The 17,488-nt window shown below is 68.0% G+C and carries 17 protein-coding genes; 9 read left to right on the top strand and 8 right to left on the bottom strand.

Annotated features, from left to right (window positions below; all coding sequences use genetic code 11):
* Positions 1 to 54 precede the first annotated feature (54 nt).
* Positions 55 to 744: a hypothetical protein gene (locus PV350_RS02110; RefSeq protein ID WP_499510040.1), complete on the top strand. Its 690-nt coding sequence runs from the start codon at positions 55 to 57 to the stop codon at positions 742 to 744.
* Between the two features lie 259 nt (positions 745 to 1,003).
* Here the strand turns inward: PV350_RS02110 and PV350_RS02105 are convergent, their stop codons facing one another.
* Entirely contained in the window at positions 1,004 to 1,276 is a 273-nt protein-coding gene (locus tag PV350_RS02105; RefSeq protein WP_499510039.1) for a hypothetical protein, read from the bottom strand.
* A gap of 659 nt (positions 1,277 to 1,935) precedes the next feature.
* On the opposite strand from PV350_RS02105, the gene PV350_RS02100 reads away from it, so the two are divergent.
* The 4 genes from PV350_RS02100 to PV350_RS02085 all read left to right on the top strand — a co-directional run bounded on the left by PV350_RS02100 (position 1,936) and on the right by PV350_RS02085 (position 5,372).
* Entirely contained in the window at positions 1,936 to 2,724 is a 789-nt protein-coding gene (locus PV350_RS02100) for a calcium-binding protein (protein ID WP_500332645.1), read from the top strand.
* Between the two features lie 155 nt (positions 2,725 to 2,879).
* Positions 2,880 to 3,611 carry a DUF6193 family natural product biosynthesis protein gene (locus PV350_RS02095; RefSeq protein WP_500332644.1) on the top strand — a complete coding sequence of 244 codons (732 nt, stop codon included), beginning with the start codon at positions 2,880 to 2,882 and terminating at the stop codon, positions 3,609 to 3,611.
* Between the two features lie 168 nt (positions 3,612 to 3,779).
* The gene (locus tag PV350_RS02090; protein ID WP_500332643.1) at positions 3,780 to 4,331 is read left to right on the top strand and encodes a hypothetical protein; all 552 of its coding nucleotides are present in this window, start codon (positions 3,780 to 3,782) and stop codon (positions 4,329 to 4,331) included.
* Positions 4,332 to 4,862: 531 nt separating this feature from the next.
* Entirely contained in the window at positions 4,863 to 5,372 is a 510-nt protein-coding gene (locus PV350_RS02085) for a hypothetical protein (protein ID WP_499510035.1), read from the top strand.
* 215 nt (positions 5,373 to 5,587) lie between these two features.
* Here the strand turns inward: PV350_RS02085 and PV350_RS02080 are convergent, their stop codons facing one another.
* Together PV350_RS02080 and snpA are read right to left on the bottom strand one after the other, a co-directional pair.
* A complete protein-coding gene (locus PV350_RS02080; protein ID WP_500332642.1) occupies positions 5,588 to 6,430 on the bottom strand; it encodes a phosphotransferase family protein in 843 nt (280 codons plus the stop codon).
* A 439-nt stretch (positions 6,431 to 6,869) separates the two neighbouring features.
* Positions 6,870 to 7,637, bottom strand: a complete 768-nt coding sequence (gene snpA / locus PV350_RS02075; protein ID WP_499510033.1) for a snapalysin — start codon at positions 7,635 to 7,637, stop codon at positions 6,870 to 6,872.
* A gap of 784 nt (positions 7,638 to 8,421) precedes the next feature.
* Here snpA and PV350_RS02070 point away from each other — a divergent pair.
* Entirely contained in the window at positions 8,422 to 9,444 is a 1,023-nt protein-coding gene (locus tag PV350_RS02070; RefSeq protein ID WP_500332641.1) for an LLM class flavin-dependent oxidoreductase, read from the top strand.
* A gap of 278 nt (positions 9,445 to 9,722) precedes the next feature.
* Here PV350_RS02070 and PV350_RS02065 read toward each other — a convergent pair whose 3' ends face one another.
* Both PV350_RS02065 and PV350_RS02060 read right to left on the bottom strand, forming a co-directional pair.
* On the bottom strand, positions 9,723 to 10,775 hold the full coding sequence (locus PV350_RS02065; protein WP_500332640.1) for a PP2C family protein-serine/threonine phosphatase: 1,053 nt from the start codon (positions 10,773 to 10,775) through the stop codon (positions 9,723 to 9,725).
* Positions 10,760 to 11,668 (bottom strand): PAS domain-containing protein, encoded by a 909-nt coding sequence (locus PV350_RS02060; protein WP_500332639.1) that lies wholly within the window; start codon positions 11,666 to 11,668, stop codon positions 10,760 to 10,762. The genes PV350_RS02065 and PV350_RS02060 overlap by 16 nt, the downstream gene beginning before the upstream one ends.
* Positions 11,669 to 11,692: 24 nt before the next feature.
* Here PV350_RS02060 and PV350_RS02055 point away from each other — a divergent pair, with 24 nt between their 5' ends.
* Entirely contained in the window at positions 11,693 to 12,379 is a 687-nt protein-coding gene (locus PV350_RS02055) for a PP2C family protein-serine/threonine phosphatase (RefSeq protein WP_500332638.1), read from the top strand.
* 69 nt (positions 12,380 to 12,448) lie between these two features.
* Here PV350_RS02055 and PV350_RS02050 read toward each other — a convergent pair whose 3' ends face one another.
* The gene (locus tag PV350_RS02050; protein WP_499510029.1) at positions 12,449 to 12,925 is read right to left on the bottom strand and encodes a GNAT family N-acetyltransferase; all 477 of its coding nucleotides are present in this window, start codon (positions 12,923 to 12,925) and stop codon (positions 12,449 to 12,451) included.
* 1,281 nt (positions 12,926 to 14,206) lie between these two features.
* Between PV350_RS02050 and PV350_RS02045 the strand changes: the two genes are divergently transcribed.
* Entirely contained in the window at positions 14,207 to 14,800 is a 594-nt protein-coding gene (locus tag PV350_RS02045; protein ID WP_500332637.1) for an SMI1/KNR4 family protein, read from the top strand.
* A 578-nt stretch (positions 14,801 to 15,378) separates the two neighbouring features.
* A protein-coding gene (locus tag PV350_RS02040; protein WP_500332690.1) for an IS5 family transposase occupies positions 15,379 to 16,154 on the top strand; the annotation gives its coding sequence in 2 pieces (ribosomal slippage) (positions 15,379 to 15,658 and positions 15,658 to 16,154; 777 coding nt in all).
* On the opposite strand, the gene PV350_RS02035 is transcribed toward PV350_RS02040, so the two are convergent.
* Together PV350_RS02035 and PV350_RS02030 are read right to left on the bottom strand one after the other, a co-directional pair.
* Complete coding sequence (locus tag PV350_RS02035; protein WP_500332636.1) at positions 16,139 to 16,543, bottom strand: DUF6188 family protein; 405 nt, start codon at positions 16,541 to 16,543, stop codon at positions 16,139 to 16,141. The genes PV350_RS02040 and PV350_RS02035 overlap by 16 nt on opposite strands.
* Before the next feature lie 252 nt (positions 16,544 to 16,795).
* Entirely contained in the window at positions 16,796 to 17,140 is a 345-nt protein-coding gene (locus PV350_RS02030) for a hypothetical protein (RefSeq protein ID WP_500332635.1), read from the bottom strand.
* Positions 17,141 to 17,488 lie beyond the last annotated feature (348 nt).

Below are 17,488 nucleotides of genomic sequence, written 5' to 3'. Positions count from 1 at the left end.
TCGCTCCAGGGGTGAGGCCCTGGCCGCTACCGAGCACTACGTGAGGGAATCGCCATGAGGCGAACGATCGCTGCTTGTGTCGCTCTCGCGGCGATCGCAGGCGCTGGTGCGTGTACCGATACCGCTGCGCACACCGAAGGCAAGGCAGCGCCGTCGGTGCCGGCTCAGACCATGGGTCCGAGGGCTTGCGTCAACGGCACGTACCAGTGGTTCAACGTCGAGAGGCCTGTCCGGCTCTCCGCCCTCTCCGAGGTGGAGACCTTCGGCAAGGGCGGCGGCAAGTTCACGAAGGCACCCAAGCATCGGGTGTCGTGGCCCGAGACATCCGTATCGGCAAGTGGTCCAGCGGTGCCGTCGCGTGACGTGCTGTTCTCCCTTGCAAAATTGGTAGGCGAGACCCAGGAGGATGACACTGTCGCCGACATGGCCTTCACCGAGGTCGGCAGAAGGCTGGGCGATCCCAATCTGAGCCGGGCCGTCTCGACGCCCGGGGCAGGCCGATTTGTGTCGTACAACGAGACACACGTCGTCGAGGCGGACTTCCGGTACACGTGCCCAGGCACGAAGGCCGTGACCATCGGGCATGCGAAGAGCTGGACGACGGAGGGTTCGGGCACCCTTGAGTGCGGCACCCGGATCGGTCCCGGCAGCGAAGCCCACCTCGCCGTTGCACGAGAAGCCGCCCGACTTTCATGCGGCCCCAAGTCGATTGCCGCGCAGGGCACGCCGGCCTCCGGGCAGTGACAACCTGCTGCCCGCTCGATACCGCTTAGGTTGTACGTGCAGTCGGAGTCATGCGTGCGTGGGCTCACCCGATGAGGGGCGGGCCCCGTGCGGCGGGTCACGCAGGCGATATCCCAACCCACTGAGCGGGCCGGGCACCTGCCGACAGGCGGTGGCCTTTGGCCGGGTCCGGTGAGGTGGTCTGCCGGTCCTGTGGCGGACGGGCAGCGAAGGTCTCCTCACCTGCGAGGGCCGCAGCGGCATGCGCCGACAAGCGCCGTCACGGCGGGTTGGCCGCTGCCCGGCAGGCCCCGGTGGCGGCGCCGCCCGGTACGCCGGCCCCGGTCAGGCCGCTGACACAGCCCTTCAGGTCACCGTGTACCCCCAGGGTGCACGCCGTTGTGACGGCGTCGGAAACCTCGACGCCCGTTTGCCGGACCATGTTCGTGCAGGACGGGATGTCCGCGTGGGCGGCCGGGACGGCGAAGGCCGCGCCGCCGAGTGCGACGGTCAGACCGGTGAGGACACTGGCGATTCGGATCGACGTGCGCATGGGAGGCACCTGCTCTCCGGGGCTGGTCGGGAACTCACGGTGCCGAGCAGCGCACACGACAGGTGCACGACCGTGGTTGCGGACCTCGCAGCGGTCGGCTCGGCAGACCACCCCTTCTTCCGACACTAGAGCAGCGCGCCACCGTGCGCACTCCGGCTCGGCGCCGCTGGGACTCCCTGGTCCGGCTGCTGACCGGCCTGCCGACTCGCCCATACGAGAACAAGGGCCCGCGGCTCTGACCAGCTTAGATGCCGGGGCTTCTGTCATTGATCAAGGTGGCCCAGGACGGCTGATGCCGTTTCACCTTCGCCGGTTCGCCCACCGCCGCGACGGTCTCCGCCACCGGCGACTACGTCGACGTGAAGTAACCACGCACACCGCACGCACCACCTACCACCACGGCAGCCGGACTCCCGCCTCGCGGGGTCCGGCTGTCGCGCGTGCGGGCCGCCGGCGGCGCTCGTCGTACATGAACGGCCGGGGCGGCCGCGCGACGTGATCGGTGACCTTGTCGGCATCCCGCAACAGCCGTTCGACCAGCGGGCGACGGCCGGGCGGGAACCCTCGGCAGGGCGGCGGAAGGCGTGCAGATTGGTCACGACGGCAACGTCACCCGCCGGGGGGACACGCGGCGGGACTGTTTCGATGTGGGGGTAATCATGCACGTGCGTATCCGCTCAGCCGCGGCCGTCGCTGTCGGCGCCCTGGCTCTGTCCGTTCTCGCCATGCCGGCCGTGCAGGCCGCCCCGGCCGACGATGTACAAGGCGACACCCAGATATCCAACGTGATCGTCAACGGCGGCAAGTCCATCGTGGTCAACTCATCGGGCAAGGCATCCGTGACCGTCAAGCTCACGGCCTCCGACCCGAACGGCATCAGCGACGCCGGCGGGATCCTGTACCACGGCAAGGACGTCAACCACGACGACTGGGGTGTGTCGCTGCCCAGTTGCGGTGCGCACGCCGTCACCACCTACACCTGCACCCTGGTGCTGAAGAGCACCTCGGACTACCGGCACTTCGGCGTGAGCAAGAACTCGCAGGCAGGCACCTGGAAGATGTGGGCCTACGCGCTCGGCGCCGACGGCAATTACAGGTTCAGGGACCCCGCCGCGACCTTCAAGGTGCTGCGGGCCACGAAGCTGACGGCCAACGCCACGCCGGAGCCGGTGAAGAAGGGCAAGACGATCACCGTCAGCGGCTCCCTGACCCTGGCGAACTGGGAATCGCACAAGTACATGGGCTACGGCAGTCAGAAGGTCGCCCTGCAGTTCCGCAAGGCGGGCACCACCAAGTACGTGAACGTCAAGGGGATCAAGTCGAGCAAGACGGGCTCGCTGAGGACCACGGTCAAGGCGGCCCAGGACGGCTACTACCGCTTCGACTTCGTCGGTTCGCCCACCGCCGCCGCGGTGGCCTCCACCGGGGACTACGTCGACGTCAAGTGACCGGCTGACAACGGTGTCCCGGGCGGCCGCGTCTCAGGCGTCCGTCCGGGACACCCGTCCGCACACCCCTGCCGCACAGGGTCAGCGATCGTCTCTTCGGAGATGCATCAGCGCATCCGCCCCGGGCAACCAGGGGCTCAGGCACAATCGGAGTCGTGCCGACACCTCCTGACCCCGCTGTGCTGTACCCCGACGTCGTGGCCTGTGGCAGCCTTGCCGCAGCGCTCCGGGCCGAGGCGGGAGGCCGCCTCGACGCCGTTCCCATCCGGTCCTCGGACCTGGTCCATGCGGTCGTGCCCAGCACGTTGCCGCACCGCGAACCGCTGGAGATCAGCGCCCGGTCCTGGGAGCGCCGGTGGTCGATCCGGGGCACGGAACCGTTCCAGAGCCTGGCCCTCATCGACGGCACGACGGACGACCTGGCGGAGATCGCCCGTGCCGCCCGGGCGTGGCACGACGGGGCGTCCCTGAACGACATCCGCCGAGCGGCACCCTTTGTGCACGTGACCGGACGGCTCGAGGTGCCCGACCACGATCCCGTACGGTTGACGGAATCCGAGTGGCGGAGCCTGCGCCTGGAGGCGGCCGAAATGGAGTACGACTGGCGCGAGACGTACCAGGCCCTGATCGAGGCGGCGTACGCCGAGCCGGCCCTGCGCGCCCTCTACCCGTTCACCAGCCACTGGGCGCTGCGCTTCTCGACCACAACCCGCCCGCGGCTGACCGTCGTCGGACCGTACCTGGCCGCGAGAAGCGATGGCACGTACGGAGCGGGCAGGAGCATCGCCCGAGAGGACCTCGGCGTCTTCACCACGGCGAAGGAGGCTGTGGCACTGGCCGTGCACCATCTGCCTCCCGGCCTGGCGCCAGTCGCGCTCGGCGGATGAACCTCAGCGCGGTGCTGGAACGCGATCACCGTCTCATCCGCACCGGACAACGCCTCCTCGGCTCGCAGCCGGCATCCGGCACACCCGGACTGGGGACGCCAAGTACCAACGATTCCTGACTGCCCACGACCACTGAGAACGCCGGACCCAATCATCCAGGCTGTCGCCGTGCTCCTGATCCACGACGGGGAAGCCGCCCCCGACGCGCCCGTCCTTCGTACCGGCGGAGTCCCGCTCGTCCCGGAGGGCTTCGTCTGGCCGACCTGCCGGAACTGCGCCGGGGCCCTGCAGTTCCTCGCGCACCTGCCCGTCGACGGCGGGGCGGTCGCCGTCTTCTTCTGCCAGAACGACCCGGGCATGTGCGACGACTGGGACGCCGCCGCGGGAGGCAACCGCGCCTACCTGTTCACCGGCCCGCTCAGTCAGGCCGCCGTCCCCGCCGAGGGAGAGACGCTGCTCGGCGCCGTCACCGCGCTGCGCCCGCAGCCCGCCGGCGTCGCCACGACGGCGCCCGTCCTCGGACGGCTGGGCGGCGAGCCGGACTGGCTGCAGAACGACGAGACCCCGTCCTGCCCCTCCTGCGCCGCGCCCATGGCGTTCGTGGCGGAACTGGAGGAGGGCCACGACCACACCACCTCCGCGAACTTCGGTGGCGGCGGCCTGGGTTACACCTTCGTCTGTCGGCCCTGCGAGCGGGCCGCGTTCCTCTGGCAGCGCTGATCGCGTCCCCGCCGCCACTCGGGCGCCCTCGTGTGCCTCTCGTGGTGACCGTCCCGGCCCGTAGAGCTCGTAACGCGATTTTGAGTGTTGGGAGGGTGCCAGGAGCCCGTGCGCCGTGGTCTCGGGTGCGGGCGTGTTGATCCGCGCGATGTCGGAAGGTGCGCAGAGGTGCCGTGCCGTGCATGGATGAGGCTTTGACAATTGCCGCAGGCACCCATGCGAACGCGGATATTTCTGCTGGTCATCACCGTGTTCTCGCGGCAGTTGAGGAGTCAATCATGCGCCATTAGGCCATAAGTGGACACCGCACGCATCGCTCGATACGGTCGAAACACAGGCGCCGCAATTGCAGCTGTAATCCAATTACGCACGCGAGGAAGTCGGCGTCGCAAGCCGGAAGCCACCGGCCTCATGGTGCCCAGCGCATCGCGGTGTAGATACCGCTCCCCGGATCGCAATCCGCACCCGGGATGTGTCCTGGCCAGGTTCAGGCGCCATGTGCACGTACTGTCTCGAAGAAAGAGGATGGCTATGCGCGCGAAGCGAAGCATCGCGATCATGGCGAGCCCCGTCGCCGCGGCAGCACTGGCGTTCTCGCCGGCGCTGATGACGCAGGCGGCAGCCGACACCGCAAGCATCTCGGCAACGACGACCGCGCGAGCCGCGCACCTTCCTGCGGACGATGCCTCCGAGGGTAAGGCGAAGGGTGCGAAGGACGGCAAGCGCGACGGCCTCAACTTCAAGTGCGACTACCGGCACTCGTACGCTCCGGCAAAGGCCACGGAGGACTACAAGGACGCGTACGACCTGGCATACCGCTCCAGCTACGACAACTACTGTCGTGGCGAGGCGGCTACCAATACGCCTGCAGGTGCCAACGACGCCTCCGAGGGCAAGGCGAAGGGTGCGAAGGACGGCAAGCGCGACGCGCTCACCCTCAAGTGCGACTACCGGCACTCGTACGCTCCGGCAAAGGCCACGGAGGACTACAAGGATGCGTACGACCTGGCATACCGCACCAGCTACGACAACTACTGCTAGGAGCCTGGGTCGGTAACAGGCAAGCAGACCGAGATAGCCGTGACCGTTGTGGGCCGGTCACGGCCATCGGGCTGGCCTCGACAGGATGAGGCTCCGGTGCCGCCGCGCCGTGCTGGCCTGCGAACCGGAGCACCCCGGTCAGACGCAGGCAGCGCGGCTTGAGCCCCTGCCGGCCGAACTTGCCGCCCGGTGACCGCAGTCCTGCGGTGGGACTGTCAGGGGGTGTGGTGTTCGAGCCAGGGGACGATGTGGTTGACGTAACTGTCGACGTTGGACAGGGGTTTGCCCGGCAGGACGGCGATCAGGTGCTCGATGCCGAAGGTCTGGTCCCAGATGCGGGCGCGCCTGTAGGTGTCGTGGTCGACGGCTTTGCGGATGGTGTCCCAGCCGTGCCAGGCCATGCAGGCGGCGTCGATGGCGGGGTCGAAGGGCAGGGCGAGGTCCCAGTCCAGGACGCCGATGAGTTTGCCGTCGCGGCTCCAGTGGACGTTGGATCCGGCGAGGTCGCCGTGGACGAGCGCGTCGGGTACGGGGTCCAGGGCGATCGCGTTGTCGAGGCGGCGCCGGCCTTCGTCGCGCCACCGCGCGGGCAGGCGGGGGATGACGTCCTCGGCCAGGATGTCGGCCCAGCCCCGTGTGGGGATCTGGTCCTGGGCAGCGGCCAGGGCCTGGCGGAGGTCCACTGTGAGGGGGACTTCCCGCAGGGTCCGCAGGAGTTCCCCGATCTGCTCCGGGTCCCCTTCACCTTCAGGCAGTGCGGTTCCGTCGATCCAGGACACGGCAACGGCGGCACGGCCGTCGAAGACCGCGACCGGCGTCAGCGGCTCCGGTACGGCGAAGGGCAGACCGGCGGCGCCGATCGCCCGTAGCAGTTCCATCCGACGGGGAAGCGCCTCCGCAGCCGACGGACGCTTGCTGATCCGCACGGCCGCGATGCCGGGCAGCAGCACGACATGATGGACATTGCCATCGGCAGCCAGACGCACCCGATCCAGGGGCGTGCCCGGCAGGAGCGCATCGACAATCTCCAGCAAGTCCGCGGGTACTTCGCTGCTCATGATGAATGCTTTCCCGTGTCGCCGAGGTCGCCCGGCCCCTGTCCCGTCGCCACGAAGGCTAGTCGCCCACTCGCCTACAGCTGACCTCAGTCGAATGCCGCGGGTGGGAGGGGAATGAGCCGGGGCGACCTCGGTGCCGCGCAGGGGCCAGGCTGAACTCTCACGGTGGCGGTTACCAGCACGTGCGATTCGGCACCGCCTGCGTACGGGCCCGATGGGACGTGTTGGCCCCCTTACCCAAGAGGGCCAACTTCTGCTGATCGTGGCCGGGCCGGGAGTGTTGGCGACGGGGGGCTTCGCCTGCTGGCTCCGCCCCCCAGGACAGCCGTACAAAGGATCAGCGTCTGTCTGCCGGCCTTCAAGAGTGCTCAGAGGACTGTCTTGCGCATGCGGCTGTAGCCATCCTCGACAGCGAGCCGATTCCCACTGGGGAACGCGATCAATTCCAGGGTGTGTTGTTGCGCGGACGCCCCGGACGGTGGCCCGGTGTCACGGTCCCCGCCGGCGGTGCAGGGCTCAGGTGGTCACCGGGGGGCTGGTTCACCGTGCCCGGGGCCTGCGCGAGTCCGCCGGCCCACAGCTGGTCCACACGCGAGCGCTCGGTGGCGTTCGGGTAGCGGTTGGTGCAGGACGGGCCGGGGCCGCCGCCCGACATCAGCTCACTGCACGGACCGCTGTAGTTGTCCGGCAGGCCCAGCACGTGCCCGGTCTCGTGGGTGACGACGCGGATCGAGTCGTCCTGCTGGTTCTGGGTGTAGTCAAGGAAGATGTAGCCGCTTCCGTGGCCGTTGGTGGAGGCGTAGGACCCGCGTGAGTCGTTGCCCTCGTAGTAGGAGAAGTCGGCACCGCTCGACGCCTCTTGGAGCTTGACGTTGGACTCGGAGCTGTTCCAGATCGAGGCCGCGCTCGATATCTGCGAACGGAAGCTCGGTGCCTGCGAGGCGTCGTAGTAGACGGTCACCGCCTGCGCGTTGGGCTGGGCGGCGCGCTTCTCGGCGACCGACTTGAGCACGGCCTTGAAGAACGCCGTGTTGTTCGCGGCCTCCGCAACCGACCCGTCGTACCGCGCCACGGAGGTACCGGCGGAAGCAGACGGGGCGGCTGCCGGCTGGGCGCTCGCGGGCACCGCCACGCCCAGCGCGCTGGAGGCCAGACCCAGGCCGAGAGCGAGGGTGAGGAGCCTCGCGGAGGTGCGGGACGACTTCATGTGAGGGCTCCTTCTCACTCGGTGACGCCGAGCGCCCGGTGCGCGGTCGACTCCGCGTGAACACCGGTTCCGAACTGCAGCGACGTCCTGTGGGGGGTCATTGTTAGAACGGCTCGACAGGGAGCGCAAAGGGTCCCGCCACTACGTCGCCTCGTAGGTCCCAGGACCTCGCCGGGGTGGTGTGCGGGTCTCCGGTCCGCACATGGCGGCGCGAGGGAAAGCTGTCGCGACGTCAGAAGCCTTGCACCGCGGGGCAGTGGACGTGCGGGTCGGCCGGGCGGAATTCCGGACATGCGGCGGGATCCACATTCGGGCAAAGAGGGGCAAATGCCAAGATATCTGCCACACCGCGTCTACTAAGTGCACCAGTTGGTAGGCGGAGCGCTGTGACCGACATCACGGAATATGGGCTTCCGTCTCTTTCGCGCCCCACCGGCCCCGAGTCGCCCCTCAGGCAGTCACCCTCGGCGCTGGGCGGCATCCCTCACCGCTGAGCCGCCGCCGCTCGGTCCCCCGCGATGGCCCCGATGACCACGTGATGCGCGGAAATGCGCTCGGCAGGCACGGCGCGGACCCTTGGCGGTTCGCCGCTCTGGATGAAGCCGAGCGGTTGATGAGCTCGCGCCAGGACGCACACCGTGGCGTGCAGCCGTCCCCGGACGCCGGAGGAGAGCATGCGCCGTCGTCGCCGAGATGCCGGCCGCGTTGAGCTCGTACCGTTCCCGACCTGGAGAAAGGAGCGGGGGGCGGGAATCGAACGCAACGTCCAACCGCTGGACATGGTGTGAAGAAAATCGGATTCCTCTCCTTCGGCCACTGGTCGGCCAACGAGCATTCCCGGGCCCGGTCGGCCGCGGATGTCCTGCACCAGTCGATCGATCTCGCGGTCGCCGCCGAGGAGCTCGGCGTGGACGGTGCGTACTTCCGCGTGCACCACTTCGCCCGGCAGGCGGCCAGCCCGTTCCCGTTGCTCGCGGCGATCGGCGCGCGGACCTCGAAGATCGAGATCGGCACCGGCGTGATCGACATGCGCTACGAGAACCCGCTGTACATGGCCGAGGACGCGGGCGCCGCCGACCTCATATCGGCCGGTCGGCTGCAACTGGGCATCAGCCGCGGCTCACCGGAACAGGTCGTCGAGGGTTGGCGCCTGTTCGGCTACCACCCCGCGCCGGGCGAGACGGACGCCGACATGGCCCGCCGGCACACCGAGGCGTTCCTCACGGTCCTCGGCGGCGAGGGTTTCGCCACCCCCAACCCGCGGCCGATGTTCCCCAACCCGCCAGGGCTGCTGCGGATCGAACCGCACTCCGAGGGGCTGCGCGACCGGATCTGGTGGGGCTCCGCATCGAACGCGACCGCCGTCTGGGCCGCCGAGCTGGGGATGAACCTGCAGAGCTCGACGCTGAAGAACGACGAGACGGGCGAGCCGCTGCACGTCCAGCAGCGCAAGCAGATCGAGGCGTACCGCGAGGCGTACCGGAAGGCGGGCCACACCCGGGAGCCCCGGGTGTCGGTCAGCCGCAGCATCTTCGCCCTGACCAACGACCTCGACCGGGCCTACTTCGGCCGCGACCGCGGATCCCGGGACCAGGTCGGCATGATCGACGACACGACGAGGGCCGTCTTCGGGCGCTCCTACGCCGCGGAGCCGGAGGAACTGGTGAAGCTGCTGCGGGACGACGAGGCGATCCAGGCCGCGGACACCCTGCTGCTGACCATCCCGAACCAGCTCGGGGTCGACTACAACGCCCATGTGCTGGAGAGCATCCTCACCCACGTGGCACCGGAACTGGGCTGGCGCTGAGCATCGGCCGGCGGGGCGGTCCGAATCGACGGGCCGTCCCGTCCGGCACCTCTCGATCCGCCTGGGGCAAGCGTCCCGTGATCACGGAGGCTGCGATCCCGGGCGCTGAAGCGTATGAGAGCAGTCTGGCGACGACCAGATACAGCGCCCGGTAGCGGCCCGCCTCCCAGCGAGTGCGCTGACCTGCCCCTGCGCCGTGACCATCGCCTCATAAATTCGAGTCCGGCTCGGCGCGGCCTGCCAGAACCTGTGTCTACAGTCGGGGCGCGCAGCACCTCTCAGGCCGGGGAGGCGGTCCGGGCCGGGCGGAGCGAGCGGGTGCGGACCAGGAGCAGGCTGGCGTCGTCGAACGCCTCCTGGTCCTGGCAGGGCGCCATCGCGCGGGTGCAGAGCTCCTCCAGGGACAGGTCAGGCTGTGCGAGGGCGGTGCCCAGTCGGTGCATGCCGTCCTCGATGTCGTGGTCGCGGCTCTCGATCATGCCGTCGGTGTACAGGGCGAGGAGAGTGCCCTCGGGCAGTTCCAGCTCCGTGGCCTCGAAGGGGAGCCCCAAGCCGATGCCGAGGGGGGCGCCGGTGGGAAGGTCGGGGAAGCTGACGGGGCCCTGCGGGTCGATGATCGCGGGCGGCGGGTGACCGGCCGCTGCGATGGTGCACTGGCGGGTGGCCGGGTCGTAGACGGCATAGAGACAGGTGGCGCCCACGGTGGTGGGCAGGTCCGGGGCGTCGGTGTCCTGGTCCGCCAGACGCTGGACCGTGGAGTCGAGGCGGGTCAGCAGTTCGTCGGGGGGCAATTCCATGTCGGCGAGGGTCTGGACGGCGGTGCGGAGCCTTCCCATGGTCGCGGCGGCGTTGATGCCGTGTCCGACCACATCACCGACCACGAGGGCCACCCGGGCGTTGGACAACGGGATCACGTCGAACCAGTCGCCCCCGACGCCGCTGTCGATGTCGGCCGGCAGGTAGCGCGACACGGCATCGACCGCTGAGCCTCCCCTGAGACGGTGCGGCAGCAGGTTGCACTGGAGCGCCAGGGCCATGGCGTGCTCGCGCGCATACTGGCGCGCATGGTCGAGCGACGGCACGGCGCGGCTGACGAGCTCTTCCGCCAGGAGCAGATCGTCCTTCTGGAACGGTGTCGGATTCTCCGTGCGGACGAACAAGGCCAGTCCCAGCAGTACGCGCCGCGCACGGATGGGCACGACCATCACCGAGTGGATCCCGTTCTCCCGGATCCTCTGCGCGAGCTCCGGCGTCTGATCGATCCACGAGCCCGGAGCGGTGTCCAGTTTTGGCACCAGGCGGGACTCGCCGGTGATCAGGACGTCGGCCATGGGTGAGCCGGGAGGTACGGGAACGCGCTCACCGCGCACCCACGGGGACTCCGGCACCCCTGGGCAGACCGATGCCATGCCGGCACGCTGAAGCACGGGGAAGCGTTCGCCGATCGAGCCGATGCGCACCGGGGCCCCTTGCCGAAGGGAACCGAGTGCTCCAGGTCCACGGCTACGAAGTCGGCGAACTGGGGCACGGCAAGATCGGCCAGTTCCTGACCGGTCTGCATCAAATCCAGGGTGCTGCCCAAGCGCGTGCCCGCCTCACCGAGAACCGCCAGGCGCTCCCGCTCCCGCCGGCTCTCGGTGAGATCGGCGCTGATGGTGCAGATCCCCAGCGCTCGGCCGTCGGCGCCCTGGAGACAGGAGAACGAAACCGCATACGGACGCTCCTCTCCCAGACTCGTCGGCAGCCACGTCCGGTACTCGTGGACCTTGGTGCTGCCGTTCCTCAGCACCCGCCGCATCACCGTCTCCGTAGCTTCGGTTTCGACGCTGGGCCACGCGTCGGTGATGCCGCATCCAAGCCGCCGGTCGCGGGAGATGCCGTCGTGGCTCTCCATCGCGTCGTTCACCCCGGTGCAACGCAACTCCAGGTCACGGACGACGACGCCGATCGGCGCGCGGTCAAGAATCGACCCCTGCACCGATACGTTCACCATGTCCCCGGACGGCACACCGATGTCGGTCGCGGACGCGAGCCACCGCACTGCTCCGTCGTCCCCGTGCACCGATGAGATCCGCAGGCCGACGTCGAGCACGCAGCCGTCGCGGTGCCGCACCGCCGTCGCGCCCGCCCAGCCGTTCCGGGTACGGCACTGCTCGACGAACGCCGACATCGCCGGCGATTCACCGAAGGACGGCAGGACGAGTGCGGCGGACTGGCCAACCACCTCGCCTGCGGAGTATCCGACAAGGTGCTGAGCATCCCCACGCTGCCCCAGCGCCTACCGGGTCTGGAGGTCGCCGCCCGCTACCGGCCCAGCCGGGACGGGCTGGACATCGGCGGAGACTGGTACGACGTCTTCATGATGCCCGACGACTCGATCGCACTGGAGATCGGCGACGTCCAGGGACACGACGTGGACGCCGCCGCCTTCATGGGACAGGTCCGCTTGTCCATGCGCGCGATCGCCGCCCTGGAACCGGCTCCCGGAACCGTGCTGACCCGTACCAACGAGCTGCTCGTCACCATGGCCACCGCACGATTCGCCAGCTGCACCATGTTGCGTCTCAACCCTCGCGACGGACGGGTCACCGGCACCAGCGCCGGCCATGTGCCGGTGCTGTGCGCACGCAGGGACGGCAGCCACGATGTCCGTGAGCTGCCGGGCGGCCCGGTCCTGGGTGTCGTGCCTGGCACGGACTACCCGGAGGAGACCTTCACCCTGGATGAGAACAGCGCGCTGATCATGGTCACCGACGGCGTGGTCGAAGGACCGGGCCTGACACTGGAAGCCGGACTGGAACGAGCCGGAACACTGGCCGCCCAAGCCGTCCACGACGGACTGAGCGCTGAGGAGACCGCCGACCGAATCCTCGACGCCGCGGCCGCGGTTGACCACCTCGACGATGTGGCCGTGTTGGTCGTCCGACGCACATGACAATGCCCGCACCTCCGGGCTGGCCATGGTCTTGGGTCCCGTCGTCATCGGGGTTGAGTGGGCGCCGGGTTAGAGGACCAGGGTGAGAACCACCTCGTCGATCTCCTCGCCCCGTGCGTTCGCAAAACCCCGCTCACTGCCGGTCACTACAAATCCGCACTTTTCCAGCACCCGGATGGAGCGGCCGTTGTCTGCAGCCGCGCGGGCACGCAGCGGACGCTCCTGCACGACGCTGAGCAGCTCTCGCAGTGCGGCGGTAGCCGCTCCACGGCCCCAGTACTGCCGCCCGATCCAGTACGTGACCTCGCGCTCCTCGGTCGGCCCGAACACGGCAGCATGCCCGACGATCTCATCACCCTCACCAACGACGGTCCGCACGATGACTGACGGATCTTGGCGGATCCGCGCCCAGTGCGCTTCGAAATGGGCGCGGTCTGATGGGTCCTTGGCGGTGAACGCTGCCATCCGAATCCCCTCGGGATCGTTCGAGTGGGAGTAGAAGACCGGCAGGTCGCCGTCCCCCACCTCTCGTAGCGATACGTACATCAGAGCCTCCCTGGTGGTGACCGCGTGAGCGGTCGAGTGGATCGCACGGCGCTCTCTGATCCTTTCAAAGCGCCGCCACCTCCGAGGGGTGTTTCATCGCGGTCCGCCGCGACCTTGCCCAGACTTCGATGGCACGCACTCCCGGTTCGGTGGAAGGACATCAACCGATCCACAGGTTTCGGCAATTGCTCGCGCACCGCTGTGCACCGGGATTCCCCCTGACTCCCCGCTCGTTCTGGTACGGATGTGGCACAGCGCGTATCAGTGCGGCCGTGCCTCGTCGTCCCAGGCGTAGACCCGAACGGGATCGAGGTGGAGTCCGCACGGCCCATGCAGTCGGCTGCGAGCGTGGCCAGATGTGAACCGCACGGACAAGTCCGGTTGAGTCCGTGGGCGTTCAAGTCGCTCTTCCATGCCTGCTGGACCGTAGGGTGCACCCCAGGGCAACGGGTCAATCGGATAGTGCCCCCGTGGCAGCAGGGAATGATCCAGCCGAGACCTCTCGTCCCGCCCGCCGGCTGACGGTGTGACCTCCGGAACACGGCAATCACCGCGCGGAATTCACGGGGAGCCGGCCCGGTGAACGGGAGGATCCATGATGCTTCCGCCGCGGTGATCACACGGGGCATCCCTTGATCACCACGGCGGCCAGGACCGATCCTCCCCGCCTTGAGCCAGCCGTAGCCAGGAAGCCGCCCTTGCGGGGAATACCGCCGTCCTCTGCCATGCTGCGTCCGTGGCTCCTTTTGGCTCCCGCACGAAGAACGCGCCGTCTGCCCCTCGATGCGAACTATGGGCGTAGCGGGTCGCTGAGGTCTGCTCGTCTGGTCGGACGGTCGGGCAGAGTTGCTGGTGGTCGGTTGCGGTCGCGGTAGCTGCCGTACTTTGCTGCTGTATCGCACTCGCCGATCACCGCTGCAGGAGTTTCGAGCTCGTGCGTTTTCCCGAGCTCGTGACCGCACGGAGCATGGCCGCTTCTGGCCGCCCGACGCCGCTTATGTCTGTTGACGTTCGCGGCAGTGGCTGAGTCCAAGGCTCCGGAGCCGAGCATGTCTGGCGTGACTGGCAGCATGGTGACATGGAGATCATCCCCGGCCGCGGTGTCGACCTCGTCGAGTCGGCGACCACCGTTCGCACGTCGAGGAGCGCATCGGACTGCCATGCCACGGAACCGGGGCCAGCGCGCGGTCTAGAACACCTCGCCGATGCTGGTCATCACTTATGCAGCGAACGGCGTAGTCGAACTCGAGCCCCAGCGGTGAACTGCAAGAGGTGAAATTGATGCGTGAGCGTGATTATTGGGCCAAGGTTCTCATGATGCTCGGTCCGGGCGAGCAGCGCTTTGCCAATCCTGCAGCTTGGGATGAGCTGGAACGGAGGTTTGGATCGGAACTTCCTGAAGATTATCGTGAGTTCATCGACGCATACGCTCCGATTCAATTGAACAAGCACCTCTACTTCCATCACCCTGCGACTTCATCCTGGAATCTCGGCACCTGGATTGGGGATACGGCGGAGGCATACAAGAGGATCGATTGGAGTGAGACGATCTGCCCCGACTTTCCTGAAGGGAATCCGGTCTTCGGCGTCCCAGGAGGCCTGATCCCCGTTGCGGGTTCGGACAAGGGGGAGGACGTCTTCCTGATCAACAAGGAGGCGGCCGACTGGCGTGTCTGTGTGTACGTGGGAAGCGACGACGAGTTCTACTCCTACGCGATGGGCTTCTCGGAATGGCTCTACCGCTATCTGATCGGTGAGGACATGACCGGACCGAACAGTGCCTCCTTCTACCCGGGACCCGTTGAGACGGAGTATCTGCCCATGAGGGACGGAGAGGTGACGACCCCATTCCAGGGTCCCGACCGTGGTATGTGACCTCTCCGAGTCGCCTGATACCAGTCTCAGGCCCTCCGTTTCGCGGTGAATGGGTGCCGACGACTCGAACGGCTGCGCATGCCGCTTTTGCCGCTGCGGCGCGCCACACCTACTCGCCGGCGTCGTCCTGCGCGTGCGGCTCTTCGGCGTCCGCCCGGGCAAGGTCGCGAAGGAGCGCCTCGATGACCAGGTGTTCCCGCATGCGGTCCTGCGGTCCCGCTGACGCGAGCCTCCCCGCGATCCATACGTGCCTCGCGTTGCGGGGGTCGTATCCGAGAGGACGGCGCTTCCACGGGTGCCAGCGCGTCCAGCATCGCCGAGGTACCTCGTCCACCGTCACCAACGGCGGCAGATCCACGTCGTCCATATTCGTCATATAACTGCGGCAATGGGGATGGCGGAAGGGGTGCCTTCTTGTGATGGTCGTCACGTAGGCGGACCTCCCCTTCGAGCTCGTAACACGATCTTGCGGGCTGGTGCAGGTCAGCCGTGACCGGTCTGACGATTGAGCCGTTCGTGAGGGCGTGAGCGTCAAGCCGTGGGTCGTGGACGACGAGTTGTGGGCGCTGATCGGGCGCATGCTGCCGCCCTGGCCCGAGCGTTCGCCCGGCCCCAAGCCAGTACCCGACCGGCTGTGCCTACAGGGCATCCTCTTCGTGCTCTACACCGGGATCCCGTGGCAGCAGCTGCCGTTGGAGCTCGGCTTTGGCTCCTGGCAGACCTGCTGGAGGCGTCTGGAGCGATGGCAGGAAGCTGGGGTCTTCGACCGGCTGCACCGGATACTGCTGTCGGAGCTGAACGCGGTCGGCGAACTGGACTGGAGTCGCGCGTGCGTGGATGCCTCTCACGTGCGCGCGAAAAAGGGGGTGCCGCGACGGGTCCCTCGCCGGTCGACCGCCGCAAGACCGGCAGCAAGCACCACCTGATCACCGACGGCGGCGGCATCCCGCTCAACCTCATCACCACCGCAGCCAACATCAACGACGTCACCCAGACCCTCGCCCTGGTCGACGGCATCCCACCGGTCGCAGGCCGGGTCGGCCACCCCCGCAAACGCCCAGAAGCTCTGCTCGGCGACAAGGGCTACGACAGCAACCCCAACCGCAAGGAACTGCGAAGGTGCGGGATCCTGCCAGTCATCTCCCGCAGGTGTCAGCCGGACATCTACGGCCTGGGAAAGCTCCGCTACGTCGTTGAGCAGACTTTCGCCCTGCTGCACCAGTTCAAGCGCCTCGCCGTCCGCTGGGAACGTCGCCTCGACCTCCACGATGCCTTCATCTCACTGGCCTGCTCCCTCATCTGCTGGAGAAGGCTTAAGAGACTGATGCCACCGAAACCTCAGCCCTTCCGCTGATCGGACATCCTCACGCCACCACCCGGAACAGAACTGATGAAGTGCCGGCCTCCGAGCACGACCGTCCAACCGAAAGCGTCGGAGGCCACCGGAACGTTCAGTTGCCACCCATTGGCAAAGCGGACCCTCAGCGCGCCCGAATCGTCGGCACGGACCTCAGCTACCACTTGGTCGAGCAGTTGCGTGACCCTGTCCAGGTTGATCCGCGCCGACGCGTGGACGGGATAGGTTTCTGTGCCAGCAGTGAGCTCGGCTGGACTATGCACCTCGATCCCGTTCGAACCGATGTGCAGCCGCACCGTGCCACCGACGGTCACCTCGCTGACGCCCACACCGCGGATTGCGCGGACGTCCCAACCGTCCACGAGACGATCGATCCCGTTCTCCATAGGGCAAGGCTACGGAGCCGGCCGGCCCGAGCGGCGCAGTGGGGGCTCCCGAATCTTCCGAGGACAGGCTGGGACCCCAACCGAGCGGCCCTCAACGCTTCAGCAAGATCGCGTTACAAGCTCTTCGGGCGTGGCACCGCGGCCCGGAATCCCGCCAAGGGGTCCCGTGCCGAAGCGGCCGAGGGCCGTCTCCCCGATGGCCTCGGAGGCGTGGTCGAGTGGTTGCCGAGTGGTTGCCGGTGGTTGAACGGTTCAGCGGTGGGAAGGGCGCCGATGGCGCGACACGCGTCGCAGCAGGGCGACATTGGCGATCGCGGCGCAGGTCAACAGGGCCACGTTCAGAGTTGCGCTGCCGAGGCTCAGCCAGCCGGCCTCCGTCCCGTCCGGGCCGGCGGTAGGACTCCAGATCGAGCCGATCGCCGAGAGCGCCGCATAACCCCCGTACATCGCCGGAAGGGCGACGGCGCCCGAAGGGAGGGTCAACGCGACAGCGGCCAGGTAGAAGGCAGCTCGTTCGTCAACGGCTCCCGCTACGGCCAGACCTACGATCAGCACCACGTAAGCCGCTTCCGCGCATCTTCCGACCATGCGCTTCATTGTCGTCCTATCCGTGCAGGAGCGGGGCTCCGGGAGCATTCCCGCCGACGGTGCAGCAGCGGCTCGGCCGGGAACTCCCAGCCGAGCCGATGCTTGCACTCCTACCCGCACACGCCGGTGATCACGTGTTGCGGCGAGCCCCGGAATCCGACGGCACGACGTCCGCCGGGCCTTCGCGCGTGGGTCAGCCGGCGGACGTCGTGCCGTCGGATTCCGGGGCTCGCCGCAACACGTGATCACCGGCGTGTGCGGGTAGGAGTGCAAGCATCGGCTCGGACGGGAACTCCCAGCCGGGCCGCTGCTGCACCGTCGGCGGGAATGCTCCCCGAGCCCCTCACCTGAACGGAA

It is taken from the genome of Streptomyces sp. PA03-6a, from assembly GCF_033792765.1.
Classification (GTDB): Bacteria; Actinomycetota; Actinomycetes; order Streptomycetales; family Streptomycetaceae; genus Actinacidiphila.
The sequence above is the reverse complement of the archived record's forward strand: the minus strand, read 5'-3'. Positions and strand labels throughout refer to the sequence as shown.